12 protein-coding genes are annotated in these 14,309 nt (G+C 57.7%); 8 read left to right on the forward strand and 4 right to left on the reverse strand.

The genetic code is table 11. The annotated features are described in order from the left end of the window. The first annotated feature begins 599 nt into the window (after positions 1-599). From ACVWXZ_RS11205 to ACVWXZ_RS11235, 7 genes are all read left to right on the forward strand, one after another. A complete protein-coding gene (locus ACVWXZ_RS11205; RefSeq protein ID WP_457482520.1) occupies positions 600-1,142 on the forward strand; it encodes an FHA domain-containing protein in 543 nt (180 codons plus the stop codon). Between the two features lie 424 nt (positions 1,143-1,566). Further along, positions 1,567-3,588 (forward strand): FHA domain-containing protein, encoded by a 2,022-nt coding sequence (locus ACVWXZ_RS11210; protein ID WP_414351294.1) that lies wholly within the window; start codon positions 1,567-1,569, stop codon positions 3,586-3,588. Positions 3,589-3,846: 258 nt separating this feature from the next. Continuing rightward, on the forward strand, positions 3,847-4,299 hold the full coding sequence (locus ACVWXZ_RS11215) for a hypothetical protein (protein ID WP_414382795.1): 453 nt from the start codon (positions 3,847-3,849) through the stop codon (positions 4,297-4,299). A 121-nt stretch (positions 4,300-4,420) separates the two neighbouring features. Next, positions 4,421-5,356, forward strand: a complete 936-nt coding sequence (gene ispE, locus ACVWXZ_RS11220; RefSeq protein WP_414408431.1) for a 4-(cytidine 5'-diphospho)-2-C-methyl-D-erythritol kinase — start codon at positions 4,421-4,423, stop codon at positions 5,354-5,356. A 145-nt stretch (positions 5,357-5,501) separates the two neighbouring features. Beyond that, on the forward strand, positions 5,502-6,683 hold the full coding sequence (locus ACVWXZ_RS11225) for an RNA-guided endonuclease InsQ/TnpB family protein (RefSeq protein WP_457388468.1): 1,182 nt from the start codon (positions 5,502-5,504) through the stop codon (positions 6,681-6,683). Positions 6,684-6,810: 127 nt separating this feature from the next. Continuing rightward, on the forward strand, positions 6,811-8,163 hold the full coding sequence (gene accC / locus ACVWXZ_RS11230; protein ID WP_457403119.1) for an acetyl-CoA carboxylase biotin carboxylase subunit: 1,353 nt from the start codon (positions 6,811-6,813) through the stop codon (positions 8,161-8,163). A gap of 72 nt (positions 8,164-8,235) precedes the next feature. Then, positions 8,236-9,216 (forward strand): tyrosine-type recombinase/integrase, encoded by a 981-nt coding sequence (locus ACVWXZ_RS11235; RefSeq protein WP_414351285.1) that lies wholly within the window; start codon positions 8,236-8,238, stop codon positions 9,214-9,216. Between the two features lie 216 nt (positions 9,217-9,432). Here the strand turns inward: ACVWXZ_RS11235 and ACVWXZ_RS11240 are convergent, their stop codons facing one another. Then, entirely contained in the window at positions 9,433-9,858 is a 426-nt protein-coding gene (locus ACVWXZ_RS11240; protein WP_457403121.1) for a hypothetical protein, read from the reverse strand. Between the two features lie 130 nt (positions 9,859-9,988). Between ACVWXZ_RS11240 and ACVWXZ_RS11245 the strand changes: the two genes are divergently transcribed. Next, positions 9,989-10,624 (forward strand): exopolysaccharide biosynthesis protein, encoded by a 636-nt coding sequence (locus tag ACVWXZ_RS11245; protein WP_457403184.1) that lies wholly within the window; start codon positions 9,989-9,991, stop codon positions 10,622-10,624. A gap of 17 nt (positions 10,625-10,641) precedes the next feature. Here the strand turns inward: ACVWXZ_RS11245 and ACVWXZ_RS11250 are convergent, their stop codons facing one another. The 3 genes from ACVWXZ_RS11250 to sufC all read right to left on the reverse strand — a co-directional run bounded on the left by ACVWXZ_RS11250 (position 10,642) and on the right by sufC (position 14,253). After that, positions 10,642-11,805, reverse strand: coding sequence for an S-layer homology domain-containing protein (locus ACVWXZ_RS11250; protein WP_457403123.1), 1,164 nt, complete (start codon positions 11,803-11,805; stop codon positions 10,642-10,644). Positions 11,806-12,148: 343 nt separating this feature from the next. Beyond that, a complete protein-coding gene (gene sufD / locus ACVWXZ_RS11255; protein WP_457482521.1) occupies positions 12,149-13,441 on the reverse strand; it encodes a Fe-S cluster assembly protein SufD in 1,293 nt (430 codons plus the stop codon). Beyond that, the gene (sufC, locus tag ACVWXZ_RS11260) at positions 13,438-14,253 is read right to left on the reverse strand and encodes a Fe-S cluster assembly ATPase SufC (RefSeq protein ID WP_457482522.1); all 816 of its coding nucleotides are present in this window, start codon (positions 14,251-14,253) and stop codon (positions 13,438-13,440) included. The genes sufD and sufC overlap by 4 nt, the downstream gene beginning before the upstream one ends. Positions 14,254-14,309: the final 56 nt, after the last annotated feature.

Raw genomic sequence — 14,309 nt, forward strand, 5'->3', positions numbered from 1 at the left:
TCTCGTTTTGACAAATTGGCCAGGAACTTCTTGAGTTTTCTCTATCTCGTCAGTGCTCTCTTTTGGCTCAAATGAAAGATCAACACAACCTAGTCTTGCAGGATCCCCAGAAACTCAAAACTCACTCTAGGCCCTATCTCTCAGGTGGATTTCTGAGGCTTCCGGCCAAGGGATCAGGCCACCTCGGTCAAACTTGAACGGCCTCGCCGTTCCTGAGGAGATCGAGTTTTGTTGCTTCAAATCGGGTGGGGATAAAGTCGAGTATGTAGTCACTCTAAACATCATGGTCTAAACATCATGAATGAAACCTTTCCGTCTGGCTCCCCTCTCCCTCTGGAAGAGGAGCTGAGGGTGGTCGCGGAAGCGGCGCGGAGCGTTTGGGCACGGTCTCCAGCAGGAATGTAACTCGGAGATCCCAACTCAGGTGATCCGGATCAGCGCAAGCCTTTGGTCGGGGGAATAGGCTACAGTTATCCAAAAAGATAACAAAAGATAACAATTTTGACGAAAAAGACATCTTCTGCTTTTCCCAAGCTGACCTTTCGATATGCTGAAGCCGATCTAGGGAATGGAGGCGCTGAACTGTGGAGAATGGGATCGTGTGTCAACTCACTTTGGAATGGACCGAAGCCGACTGGCGTCGATCTCAAACGGTTTCGCCTGTTCCCTCCAAGCTGGTTACCATTGGACGGGATCCCGGCTGTGATGTGGTGCTCAATGACCCAACTCGCTCGGTCTCAGGAGTTCACGCCGGGCTTTATTTTGATCCCAAAACCTTAAACTTTCACATTCGCAACTTAACTCGGGATCGTTTGCCTCCTAAGCAGCCCAACCCTGTCTGGGTGAATGGCCGAAAAATGATTCAGGAGGAGCCTGCGCTTGAGGCCAATAGCCAAATTCAGTTGGGGCACATTGTGCTGAGGGTGAAGTCTATAGAAGTGGCCAGGAAGAATCAGGGGGATCTCCTCAGCCGCGGCACTTTGGACACCCTCAAGGTTAAGTGCAGCCGCCTGGAAAACCCTCACTACCTGCCCCCAGAATATCAGGGTCAGAATTGTCCCTACTGTGGACATTTGGTCTTGAGCGCTACCTTGGTGATCCCTCCTCCAGAAGCTGGCAAAGCCCCGCAATCTCCTGCCTAGGGCAACGATTCTTCCCACGGATCCCGGCGGCCAATCCAAGTCCATAAGGGATTGAAGAAAGGGATCCCGGGCAAACCAAAAGTGACCTGTGAGGTCGCGCTGTTCTGTGTTTTCTCAATGGCCTGATACATTCACGCTGAACTCTCCTGAACATGGTTCAGGAAAGAAGCGATCGCATCCTGCCTATCTCTGAGCAGGAAGGCGGTATCCCGCAAAGCCCTGAGGAATACCCCCCGAGCGCTTTCCCCCTTCACTTCCCGGCAACCGTTGCGGTGGACTCAAGGATCAGGGGGAAACTTGGTCTACTATATCCCTCTCAATGACTTTTGCCAAACCGCCTAAAGCTCAGTAAATTCAGCAAAGTTCAGGGTTTTGGGGGTTAGAGGCATGCTCTTCATGATCTTTGTAAAGGTGAGCAGAAGCTATGCAAATTCAACTGAGCTGGGAAGATCCCATCACCGAAGAACAGCAGGAGCTGATTTTTCCATTGCCTCTTGCCTTGGGCAGGGAGCTGGCCCAATTGCCACAGGAATGGCAAGGTCGAGAAGTGGCGCGGGCTGTGTTTGCCAGCCAGGAGATCTCCCGTTATCACGCCCTCGTCTATCTCGGTGAGGATGGCCAGGTCATCTATGAAGATCGCAGTGCCAACGGCAGCCGCATCAATGGGGAAAAAATCCGTCAGGCACGCCGGGTGCTCCAGGGGGGAGAAGTGGTGGAGCTTGGCCCCTACAGCATCACCGTGGGTTTGGTGTCCCCCAGGGATCCCAATGCCACCCTTCTGACCGCCACCCCTACTCTTTTGCTGGAGCCGCGCACCGAACTGATTCGCCCGGCCACCCAACCCGACACCGCATTTGAGGTTCCCCCGGCTTCCACGGTGGTTTTTGCCCCAGAGCAGCTTCCTGAAGTGCGGGCTGGCTCGGATTTTCCGCCGCCGGATTTGTTTCGAGCTGAGCAAATTGCCCTGAGCGCCCTCAAAGCCACCGGACTACCTGTGGAAGAGACCCTCTATTTGGCCTTGGGCGGCGGTATCGGCAGCTTTGTCTGGGTGGATACCCTGCGCATCTACGGGGTCAGACCGGAACACATCCGCGTCATCAGCATTGCCCGCAAACCCTACGAACGGTATGAACGGCTTTTGACCAACTGCCAGATCCCCCGCTGGAAGCGAATTCGCTCTGGCTCCGATTCTTGTCCAGACAACATTTGGGGCTGGCCTGGCTATGCTCTGCGGGATGCTTGGCGTTCCTTTTTCTCCGGCCGATTGTTGGAAGCATTCGGCTTTTTGTGGCAGGTATTTAGTGAGCCCTTGTTGGCAGATACCTATACGCCGCGGGCGGGGGATGTATTTGCCTCAATGGATCGGGAGGCAGCCCGAATTGGTTGGGAGCAAATGCTGTGTTACGGCCATATTCGCGCCATTCGCAAAACGGAGGATGGGCGATATGTGGTGGCCTATTCGGCAACGCGGCCCGGCCATACGGATCACCGTTTTATGGTGGCCAAGTATCTCCATTTGGCAACTGGATATCCGGCCATCAAGTTGCTCAACGACCTGCAGGAGTTTCGCGAAAAAACAGGAGATTTGAGATCGGTGGTACACGGCTATGAGCCTCATGATCACGTTTATGAGCAGTTGGAGAAACAAGGTGGCACCGTCCTAATTCGGGGATTTGGGATCGTCGCCTCTCAGGTGATGGAACGCCTTTACGAAGCCCGCAAAGTCAACCCCCGCATCTCGGTGGTGCATCTGAGCCGTGCGCCCAAAAGCGGTAATCGCTTCGGACGAGCCAAACGGGCAGTGGATAACCATTGGGAGTTTCAGCCCTTCAACTGGCCCAAGGGCACTTGGGGAGGAGTTCTGCGTGCCAAATTGGAAGCGGCGACCCCCCTGGAACGGCGCGAACTGCTGGAAGCTTGGGGCGGCACCACGACAGCAAGTCGGCGGAAATGGCGGCGGATCGTGCGGCAAGGGTTGCGAGAGGGCTGGTACTCGATTGTGTTCGGCAAGGTGGAGTCGGTGGTTCCCGGCGACAAGGGTAAGCCGGTAACCTACATTCGAGGTACCCACAACAACACGCAATTAAAGGTGGAGGCCGATTTCGTTATCGACTGTACGGGTTTGGTTTCGGATCCCATGACCAATCCTCTCCTCAACGATCTAATTACCCACTACAACCTGCCCCTCAATCCTCACGGGCGCTTGCATGTCTCCAACGACTTTGAGCTGGTGGAGATGCGCAACCGGGATGGGCGAATGTACGCTGCCGGGATCATCACCTTGGGCGGGCCCTATGCGCCGGTGGATACGTTTTTGGGTTTACAGTACTGTGCCCATCGCTCGGTGGAACACCTGGCTCGACTGCGGGCACCGGGGGTCAAAGGTCTAGAAGGGATCCGATCCCTGTGGCAATGGTGCAAGTGGGCCCTAAACATCAGCCCCTAGCTTGCCGACATTGGGCAACGCTTCTGGATTTTGTGAGATGTTTTTGGTTATCAACGCTGTCCCACACGTAAAACATTGGCGGCACACCATGGCCATTCCCCATCGCGCTAGCCTCATGAAAGTGGCGTTGCGCTGAGCCCTAACTCTTCTCTACCAAAGGGAGAACGGATGGGGGTGAAGGCCAGAAGATTCTCTCAAACAGACTGGGAGCGACACGGATCCTGATGATCTCGATTGGCAAAACTGCTGGAGGAAAAGATGACTCCGACCCTGATTGGCCGCTGGCAAACTCGCATTTTCTTATTGGCCACCGTTGGTGTTTTGGCAAGTTTACCCTTTTATTTTGGGCTCACCGGACATGGCGGCAGCCTCACCTATTTTTGGGTGCTGTTCTACGTAGGTCTGTTTGGCTGTGTTTGGGATGTTGTTTATAACTACCTGATGGGGTGGATGTGGGATCACGATTGGCCTGGGATCCTTCAGCTTTTGGCCGGCATTTGGGAAGGGCTTTTTTTGGGTACAGTCTTGAAGGTGGTGGGTCTTCCTTATATCCCAACCCAACGGTTTGACTTGGGAGATTTTATTCTCCACTACAGTGTGGTCTGGGTTTGCCTTTACCTCAGCGCTTGGGTGGTAATGCGCATTTTGTTTCCCCGCTGGCGCTTTCGCGGTGGAGAGTGGCTGGGGCCATGGCCGCGCTCCGGCAGCTAGAAAGGGGATCCATTGCCGTTAGAATCGGGCTGGGAGACCTCCCCGGATAAGTCTGTGTTTTGATCAGGTCTGTACAGGCTAAGGGGAGTTGAGACTTGTTGCTGACCCAGATTTTCACCCCATGCAAGCCTGTACCCTGATTGCCCGCGCCAAGATCAACCTCTACCTGGAAATCCTCGGCTCCCGTCCTGATGGGTATTCAGAGGTGGCGATGGTGTTGCAGAGCATTCATTTGGCGGATCGACTGCAGTTGAAGAGCCGTCCTCACGGGATCCACCTCACCTGCGATCGTCCAGAAGTGCCTGCAGATGCCCGCAACCTTGCCTATCAAGCCGCTGAGCTGCTGCAAAAAGAGTGTCACTCTGCCGCTGGCGTGGAGATTCACATCGAAAAGCACATTCCGGTGGCAGCAGGTTTGGCGGGGGGCTCGGCTGATGCGGCGGCGGTTTTGGTGGGGTTAAACCAACTGTGGGGGCTGGGCCTGACGGTGGGAGAGTTGCAGAGTTTGGCAGCCCGCTTGGGATCCGACATTCCCTTCTGTATCCAGGGGGGAACGCAACTGGCCACCGGGCGCGGGGAAGTTTTGGAGCCGCTGGCCGATTGGGAAGGGATCCCTGTGCTGCTGGCCAAGCCCAAGCACCTGGGGGTTTCCACCGCCTGGGCCTATCAAGCCTTTCGTTCTCGTCAGGGGAGCTTGGGAGGGGATGCCCTACCCAAACCCACACTGCCCACCTTGCCGCAGGCGTTGGCGGCTCTCAGCCGTCAGGATCCGCCGGCGTTAGCCAGGAGTTTGCGCAATGACTTGGAACAGGTGGTTTTGCCGGAGTATGCAATTGTAGGGGAACTGCGCCAAGCTCTTCTCTCGGCGGGGGCCCTGGGATCCCTGATGTCGGGGTCGGGGCCAACGGTCTTCGGAATCATGCCCAGCCTGGAGCTGGCCGCCCAAGTGCGCAACACCCTGCGTCACCAGTTTCAGGATGTAGAGTTTTGGGTGACGCAGTTTGCCCCCACTGGGATTCTGCTGCAGCCGGATCCCTGTAGCCTCAGCCCCACCTAGGGTGTTGGCTGGATTGGCCGGATATGGGATCCCCACCTGACCTTCTCTATCCTCCCCTCCAGTTGACCAAAAAAACTGGGTTACAAGCCCCGCCCTTCTAGGGCGGCTTTTGTAAGATGCTATTAGATAGGAAAGGCAACTTTGCATGTACCTTGTCCGCAAGCTCAAGCTAGGCGTCTCAGAGCAACTGCAGCTGTTGAGCAGGGCAGCAGGCGAGCTGTACTCAAAAGTGCTCGTTCACTTTTGGCGGGTCGTCCGCAAGAAGGGATTGTGGTTAAAGCCTTCCACATTCATGCGTTGGTTTCCCAACGACCCTGAGAATACACTTCATGCCCACAGTGCAGACGCAGTAGTGCAAAGCTTCTTTGCCTCTCTCAAGTCCTGGCGGGAACGCCGCAAAACCGACCCCAACGCCCGTCCACCTCGACGCCGTCGGTACTTCTACAAAGTCCAGTGGAAATCTTCAGCCATCCAAGTCGTCAATGGGAAGCTGCGATTGTCGAACGGGAAAGGCAAGGAGCCCCTGATTGTTAACTGGGCTTGGGACACACCTGTTTGGGTAGAGATGGGCTGGGATGGCCAGCAGTATGAGCTGAGGGCTTGCTACAAGGTGGGGGATACGCCGCCGGAAGAAGAGGGGGAAGAGAGCAACGTTGCCGCTGTGGATTTGGGTGAGATTCACCCCGCAGTCGCTCATGAGGGGGGACAAACCTACATCGCCAATGGCAGGCTGCTGCGCTCCAAAAGGCGCTACCAGAACAAGCTGCAGGGCAAGCTAGCTCGACTCCTGGCGCGCAAAAAGCGGGGGTCTCGGCGGTGGAAGCGGCTAGTTCGCTCTCAACGTTTGCAGCTCAAGAAGCTACACCACCAAATCCAAGACATTCTGCACAAGCAGACGACCAGACTGGTCTCCACGCTCCACGAGCGAGGCGTGCAGACAGTTGTGATTGGCGACCTTCGGGATATCCGGATGTCTGCCAACTACAACAAAAAGGCGAATCAGAAGATCCACCAGATGTTGCATGGTCAAGTCCGGCATCTCATCACCTACAAAGCTGAGCGGTTGGGGATGAGAGTGGTACTGCAAGATGAGCGGTACAGCTCTCAGGAGTGTCCTGTTTGTGGACAGAGAAACAAGCCCAAAGGTCGTGTGTACAGGTGTGGGTGTGGGTTTGAGTTCCATCGGGACGGGGTGGGGGCAATTAACATCCGCAGGAAGTATCTGGGCTCCGGCCCAGTAGTTGGGGCCATGGCATCCCCCATAGGGTTGAGGTTTCAGCCTCATGCCCTGTGTAGCTCAGTCGGTAGGAGCAATTCTGCTGGCTGAGAAAGCATCCCCGTCCTTTAAGACGGGGAGTATGTCAAATAGTAGGATGAGCACCTGAACTTAACCTTGCGTTTACAGACCGCTGGCCTTAGCGGTCTAGCTACCTCTTCAGCTTTGAACCTTCCTCATGCCGCCCATCACCAAGATCCTGATTGCCAACCGGGGTGAGATCGCCCTGCGCATCATCCGCACCTGTCAGGAAATGGGGATCCGAACTGTGGCCGTTTACTCCACTGCGGATCAGAACTCCCTGCACGTCCAACTGGCGGACGAGGCTGTTTGCGTAGGAGATGCCCCGGTGGCCAAAAGCTACCTCAACATTCCCAACATCATCTCGGCAGCCCTCACCCGCGGGGCCACTGCCATTCATCCGGGCTATGGGTTCTTGGCGGAGAATGCCAAATTTGCCGAGATGTGTGCCGACCACAACTTGATCTTCATCGGCCCCTCGCCAGAGGCGATGCGCAAGATGGGCGACAAGGCCACGGCCCGCGAGACCATGCAAGCGGTGGGGGTGCCGACGGTGCCGGGCAGCCGCGGGTTGATCACCTCTGAGGAGGAGGCAGTGAAGCTGGCGGAGAAAATCGGCTACCCCGTGATCATCAAAGCCACCGCCGGTGGCGGGGGGCGGGGTATGCGGGTGGCGCGGGATGCCCAGGAGCTGCTGAAGATGCTGCGCACCGCTCAGGGGGAAGCCCAAGCAGCCTTTGGCAACGGCGGGGTTTACTTGGAGAAGTTCATCGAGCGCCCCCGTCATGTGGAGTTTCAGATCTTGGCGGATAGCCAGGGCAATGTGGTGCATCTGTACGAGCGGGATTGCTCCATTCAACGGCGGCATCAAAAGCTGTTGGAAGAGGCCCCCAGCCCGGCTTTGACTGCAAGCTTGCGCGCCCGCATGGGAGCAGCGGCGGTGAAAGCGGCCAAGGTGGTGAATTACGTGGGAGCGGGCACGGTGGAGTTTTTGCTGGATAAAAACGGCCAGTTTTACTTCATCGAGATGAATACCCGCATCCAGGTGGAGCACCCGGTTACTGAGATGGTGACCGGGCTGGATCTGATTGCCGAGCAGATTCGCATTGCCCAAGGTCAACCCCTCACCTTTCGCCAGAAGGATGTGGAGTTGCGGGGCCATGCTATCGAATGCCGCATCAACGCCGAGGATCCCAAGCAGCAGTTTCGGCCTTGCGCTGGCACGATCAGTGCCTATTTGCCCCCTGGGGGGCCGGGGGTGCGCATGGATTCCCACATCTACACCGACTACACCATTCCCCCCTACTACGATTCGCTGTTGGGCAAGCTGATCGTCTGGGGGCCTAACCGGGCAGCAGCCATCCGCCGCATGCAGCGGGCTTTGGGGGAATGCGCCATCACTGGGGTGCCCACCACGATCCCTTTCCACCAGCAGATCCTGCGCCACGAGGCTTTTTTGCGGGGCGAGGTGTACACGGACTTCATCGCTCAGCATTTGTTGCCGGGGTAGGGGCCGAGTCCAAGCTGGAGCTTGCTCGCAGGGGAAGGATAGAGTTGGTTGAGGGTTGCCAGTGGGCTAAAGATGAGGGATCCCCGACCTGGTCAGGTTCGACAGACTCAACCGAGCGGCCCTGTTCCCAGCCTCAGCCATCTGGCGGCGCAATTTTTGCAGGAGCGGCAGCGGGATCTGGCCCCTGCCAGCCGCCGTACCTACCGCATCGCTCTGGAGCAGTTTGCCAAAACTTGCCCGGTGCCGCTGCCCCAGGTGCAGCCTGCCCACGTCCAGTCCTTTTTGAACAGCTTGAAGGGCCGTCCGTTTCGCAACCGCTCCGGCCAGCGGATCCACCCGCCCGCTTCCCCGGCCACCTACAACCTCAAGCGGTTGGCCTTGCAACAATTTTTTGAATGGGCCAGCCAACGGGGCTACCTTCAAGATCCCCTGCCCACTCAAGCCATTCGACCTGCCCGCCTACCCGCTCGTTTGCCCCGCGATCTGGATCGGTTGTTGTTGCAGCGGGTGTTGCAGCGGGCCCAGAACCATTCTCTGCGCTACGCGGCTTTGATTCGCCTGATGCTGGAGTGCGGGCTGCGGGCCCAGGAGCTGTTGGACTTAACCGTTCAAGATTTTCAAATCAGCCCCGAGGGATCCCTGTTGGAAGTGCGCTGTGGCAAGGGGAGTAAACCTCGCGCTGTGGCAGTAGGGGATCCCCTCTCCGAGCTGTTGCAACAGTATCTGAGCCGAGAACGGGGCCCGTGCGCGCCGACGGATCCCTTGTTTGTTTCCCAATCTCGCTGCTTGGCCTACCGGGGGCGCCCCCTCACCTACGATGGCCTGCGGCATATTGTGCTCAAGCTAACCGAGCCTGAGCCGGGACATCAAACCCCCCACCAGTTTCGCCACAGTTTTGCCACCTTGTTGCTGGATCGCGGCGTTGCCCCCGAACACATTCAGCACTTGCTGGGCCACACAACTGCCGCCATGACGATGCGCTACACCCAGCGGGCCAACTTGAGAGCAGCCATCGCCCGTTCCCGCGAGATCTTGAATCAGGGCTTGGTTTAGGGATCCCTTAGTGTGCTATGGCCTCTATTATTTCAAGTGAGACAGATGCAGATTGCTCGAAGAAAAGTGCAAAAAGGCCGCCACCAATACTCCCACCGGCTACAACTGTCCCAACAACGCCACCCAAATAGCAATAAGGACGGGGGTTTGGATCCACAATAACGCCACAATAATGTATTTCCGGCTAATCTTTGGTGCCAACTTGGGGGCGACCTCTCAGCTTTTGGGGATCAGCCGCTTCGGACAGGCAGCACGGATGTGGGATTCGCTCAGGTCGGGCATGAGAGCCAAGGCCCGTTGGGCATCAATCTGGGCTTCGCACACCGCCTCCAACACCTGTTCGGCCATCAGGGAAAGGGGCATATCAGCGGTTTGTTCGGGGTCGGTATCCAGGGAAATTTGTCGGACTCCCACAGGGGGGGGTGGCAACACCGGCGGAGCTGCCTGCGGGGATAGGGTAGTGGAAGTGCCCACCTCCAACTGCGCTTCTGCCAGGGCCACACCGCGCCCCACCATCAACAGGGATCCCAGCAACAGGAGCCATCCCAGCCCATGCAACCCCTTGCTGGACTGAGTCGGATGCTTCTGCTGTCGCTCAAGGCTGCTGATGTTTACGGCCCTCTTGAACCTATCACCGAGCATGTCACCTCTCCGAAACCACCCCTTTGCTCAAGATATCCAACACAACTTGAATTTGCAGTAGGCTATCGTTGGCCCTCCAGGTAGTGCCCACCCGTTGCCAAACTTTGCCCGCTCCAGCCCTGCCCCCTCTATGGCCCGTCTGTCTCAAGAGCTAGCCCGGTTTTCCCGCCTTCCCGACAGCCCAGAGCAACCCGAACCCTCCCCGGAAGGGTTGATCCGCATCGAAGACATTCTAAAACTGGCCGGTGAGCGCAGTTTTGGCTTGTTTTTGGCGGTGCTCTCTTTCCCTTCTGCTTTGCCTCTGCCGGCTCCCGGCTATTCCACTCCCTTTGGTGTGTTCATTCTGTTGCTGGCCCTTCAACTGGTGGCAGGGCGAACCACCCCTTGGCTGCCGAAATGGGTGTTGCAGACCTCTGTTGAACGGAAGCAATTTCAAAAGTGGGCGCAGGCCGGGATCCCGTGGCTGCAGCGGATTGAAAAGATTGCCCGTCCCCGCTGGCGGCAGCTCTGCACCACACGGCTTGGCCAAGTCTGGCTGGGCACCTGGATTGGCTTGATGGGGATTTCCATGATCATCCCCGTTCCAGGCACCAACACTCTGCCGGCGATGGGGGTTTTCGTCACCGCCTTTGGGCTTTTGGAAGAAGACGGGATCCTGTGCAGCTTGGGATCCCTGATCTGTGTAGCAGGAGGACTGCTGACCACTTCCATTTTGATCGGCCTGTGGTTGGGGGGAACAACCCTTTTGGATTGGCTGGGAAGATAGCTATGCCAGCACCGCTTTTATCGGGATGCTGGGGTCAGCGCCAGATCCTGAGTGAGGCGCAGCTCGATCACCTGATTGGGATCCAGCACCACCACCTGTGGTGCCGTTACATTGCCAATTACCGCTCCGGCCACCCCCGCCCCCAGCACTTCTTCTGTGGCAATGGCATTGTCTCCGGTTACCAAGCCGAGAATGGCGCCCGCTGCCGCGCCGATGGCTGCATCCTGAATGATTTTGCCTGTGGTGGTGTAGCGGGGATCCTTGACATCGTGAATGATGTCTGACTGGGCAGCCAAGGGGAACAGTTGGTTGTTGACGATAATGCTTTCCGCCACAAAACGGGTGCCCCCTGGGGCCGGCTCAAAGCGGCCATCCACCCGCGAGCCAAAAGGCACCAGAATATCCCCCTGGGTGTTGCGAATCGGGTTGCGGACGATCAAAGACATGGGCCGGGTTTCGTTGGGGGCAATGAAGAGGCGCTCGTTGAAGGGGGTGGTGGTTTGCATCAGGGTGCCCGCCGCTAGGGTGGAAAGGCGCAGGTCAAAGCCTGGCTGGGAACCGGAGGGCAAGCCCCCTGGGTTTTGTGCCACCAAGGATCCCCGGCTGAGCATGGCCTGGTGGGTGAAGGCTGCTACCTCGGCACGGGTGGCGGGGCGGTTGGGTTCCAAGAGCATCGGGTCTGGATAATTGACAATCAACCCGGCGCGGTTGGCTGCCGCAAGTTGTGCCAGGGCCCAATTGGGGATGGCTGCCGCATCTCGGTAGCGGCTGAAGAGATCTCCGGGCTGAGCGGCTGGGATCGCTCCCGTGTTGCCAATGGCGTTGGTCAAAACCACCAGCGCTTCGGTGCGGGTAACGGGCTGCTCAGGACGGAAGGTGCCATCGGGAAAGCCTGCCACCAGGTTGTTGGCTGCTGCCGTCGAGATGGCGCTGGCTGCCCAGTGGGTGGGGGGCACATCCCGGAAGCCGATGAAAGTACCGGAGGTATTGCGGAGGCGGAAAGCGGTATTGACAATGGTGGCAAACTGAGCGCGGGTAACCGGCTCATTGGGGCGGAAGGTGCCATCGGGGAAGCCGTTCAACACTCCTTGAGCGGAGAGGGTCTCAATGTAGGCTTGGGCCCAGTGACCAAAGGTGTCGCGGAAGGGAGCGGCCATGGCCACCTGGCAGTGGATGCCCAAGACAGCTCCCGATAGGAGTATGCCTGCTGCACGTGGAGTTAAAAGAGAGGGAAACATCGTTCGTTCACCGAGTTGTCGTAGCGCCCATCGCTGGGTCAATGGCTACTTTTATTCTGGCTATTTCCTCAGTGATGACAATGGCCCAAACCCTTGCTCTGTGGTAATTTGAGCGTTTCTAACCCAAGATTTGCAGCAAAACGCAACTGCGGAGGATTGATAAGGAAACCCCTAAATCTCTGTCGCGCCAGTGCTGCCCAGCCATCATGCCCAAGCCTGTGCGCTCTTGTGGGTAATGGCCGTTTCGGGAGCAACAGCCTATTCCTATTGATTGGATTGATTGGATTCACGGGATCCCAGCCAACCGGCGGGCCACCAGGGTGGGAAGCCAAGCCAAAGGGATCCCTTCCAGGGCTTCTGCTGCAAAAGCGCAGGTGAGAAGTTGCCTGGCCTCAGCTTGGGGAATACCCCGGCTTTGCAGATAGAAGATCTCTTCCGCCTCCAGTTGGCTGACGGTGGCCCCGTGGGCGCATTTGACGTTATCGGCAAAGATCTCCAGTTGCGGCTGGGTGTTGACCCGCGCTTTGGGGCCTAGGAGCAGGTTGCGGTTGGTCTGGGCGGCGTCCGTCAGTTGGGCCTCTCGGCTCACCAGAATCCGTCCGCTGAAGACCGCATGGGCCGTCTCGTCCACAATGCACTTGTGCAATTGGCGGCTGCTGCCGTGGGGGGCCTGATGCACCAGGCGGGAGTGGGTGTCGCTGTGCTGGGATCCCTTCAGCAGCGTTAGCCCCTGCAGTTGGGTGTGGGCCTGGGCTCCGGCTTGGGTGATCTCCAGGTTGTGGCGAGAAAACTGGGATCCCCACTGAATGGCCTGGAGGCGGTAGTGGCTGTTGCGGCTTTGGCGCACGGCGGTCTGGTTGATGTGAAAAGCCTGAGACCCCTGCCGCTGCAGGATCACATGGTGCAAGCGGGATCCCTCTGCCAAGAGGATCTCGGTTACAGCGTTGCCAAAGGGGATCCCGGATCCCAGGGATACATGATCTTCGATCAGCGTGAGGGAGCTGTGGGCTTGCAAAGACAGCAGGCAGCGGGGCTGGGCCAAAACGGCCTCTCCCTCAGGAGCCACCGTTATGAACAGCAGGTGCAGCGGTGACGGAACTTCCTGGCCGGGCTGTAGGCCAATCTGGATCCCATCTCCCAGATGAGCGGTGTTGAGGGCCGTAAACACATCCGTCTTGGCCAGGGTTTGCAGCAACTCCCCTGGGGCTTGGGCTAAAGGGATCACCTGCAAAGCGGTGGGCAGGCCGCTCAAATCAGAAAGCTGGGGGGCAAAGTAGCCGTTGACGAACACGGCGCGGCTATAGCTGGCTTCCGGCCAAAGCCAGGGCTCTAGGGTTGCTGCATCCAGAGCCGGATCCGCCGCGGCAGCCAGGCGAAACTCGTGGGCCAGCAGTGGCGAGAGATCGCTGTATTTCCAATCCTCTTCCCGTGGGGTCGGGATCCCCAGTTCGGCCAATTGGGCGCGGGCCTGCTGCCTAAGGGTGGTGTAGGGATCCTGCCTTTCCGGGATTTGGCCGAGGATGTGCTCCAGGAATAGGCGGCTCTCTGGGGCAAAAGGTTTGGGCAAGGTGGCGCTCATCCCTCTTTCTCCTGCCGAGATGTCGCAGCTGCCGGTTCTTGACCCAACTGAGTTTTGATCCAGTCGTAGCCCCGTTCCTCCAGCTCCAGCGCCAAGGTCTTGTCCCCACTGATGACGATACGACCCCCCTCCATCACGTGCACGTAGTCGGGGGTTACATAGTCCAGCAAGCGTTGGTAGTGGGTGATCAAGAGCATGGCATTCTCAGAGCCGGCCAGTCGGTTGATGCCCTGGGCCACAATGCGCAGCGCGTCGATATCCAGGCCGGAATCCGTCTCGTCCAAAATGGCCAGCGTGGGCTCCAACACCGCCATTTGCAGGATCTCGTTGCGCTTTTTCTCACCGCCGGAAAAGCCCTCATTCACAGAGCGCTCCAAAAAAACGGGATCCATTTTGACAATATCCAACTTTTCCCGTACCAGGTCGTCAAAATCCAGAGCATCCAGTTCCGGCTGATCCCGATATTTCTGGCGAGCGTTGTAGGCGGCGCGCAGGAAATCCAAGTTGCTCACCCCTGGGATTTCGATGGGGTATTGAAATGCCAAAAAGATCCCTGCCCAAGCCCTCTCTTCTGGCTCCATCTCCAAGAGATTTTTTCCCAGGTAGAGGATCTCGCCCCCCGTCACCCTGTAGTCGGGGTGGCCGGCTAAGATCTTGGAAAAAGTGCTTTTTCCAGAACCATTGGGGCCCATGATGGCGTGGATTTCTCCGGCGCGAATTTCCAGGCTCAACCCCTTGAGAATGGGGGTGCCGTCGATCTCGGCGCTGAGATCTCGAACGGATAAGATGACAGGGCTGTTTTCACGGATCATGGCTAGACTCTAGGGTTGACACCGAAGGGCAGGAGCTGAAAAGTTAAGGGATCCCT

It is taken from the genome of Thermostichus sp. MS-CIW-38, assembly GCF_054058415.1.

Coding starts and splice junctions, on each gene's coding strand:
- accC (WP_457403119.1), top strand. CDS start 6,811: ATGCCGCCCATCACCAAGATCCTGATTGCCAACCGGGGTGAGATCGCC.
- sufD (WP_457482521.1), bottom strand. CDS start 13,441: ATGAGCGCCACCTTGCCCAAACCTTTTGCCCCAGAGAGCCGCCTATTC.
- ACVWXZ_RS11215 (WP_414382795.1), top strand. CDS start 3,847: ATGACTCCGACCCTGATTGGCCGCTGGCAAACTCGCATTTTCTTATTG.
- ispE (WP_414408431.1), top strand. CDS start 4,421: ATGCAAGCCTGTACCCTGATTGCCCGCGCCAAGATCAACCTCTACCTG.
- sufC (WP_457482522.1), bottom strand. CDS start 14,253: ATGATCCGTGAAAACAGCCCTGTCATCTTATCCGTTCGAGATCTCAGC.
- ACVWXZ_RS11240 (WP_457403121.1), bottom strand. CDS start 9,858: ATGCTCGGTGATAGGTTCAAGAGGGCCGTAAACATCAGCAGCCTTGAG.
- ACVWXZ_RS11235 (WP_414351285.1), top strand. CDS start 8,236: ATGAGGGATCCCCGACCTGGTCAGGTTCGACAGACTCAACCGAGCGGC.
- ACVWXZ_RS11225 (WP_457388468.1), top strand. CDS start 5,502: ATGTACCTTGTCCGCAAGCTCAAGCTAGGCGTCTCAGAGCAACTGCAG.
- ACVWXZ_RS11210 (WP_414351294.1), top strand. CDS start 1,567: ATGCAAATTCAACTGAGCTGGGAAGATCCCATCACCGAAGAACAGCAG.
- ACVWXZ_RS11245 (WP_457403184.1), top strand. CDS start 9,989: ATGGCCCGTCTGTCTCAAGAGCTAGCCCGGTTTTCCCGCCTTCCCGAC.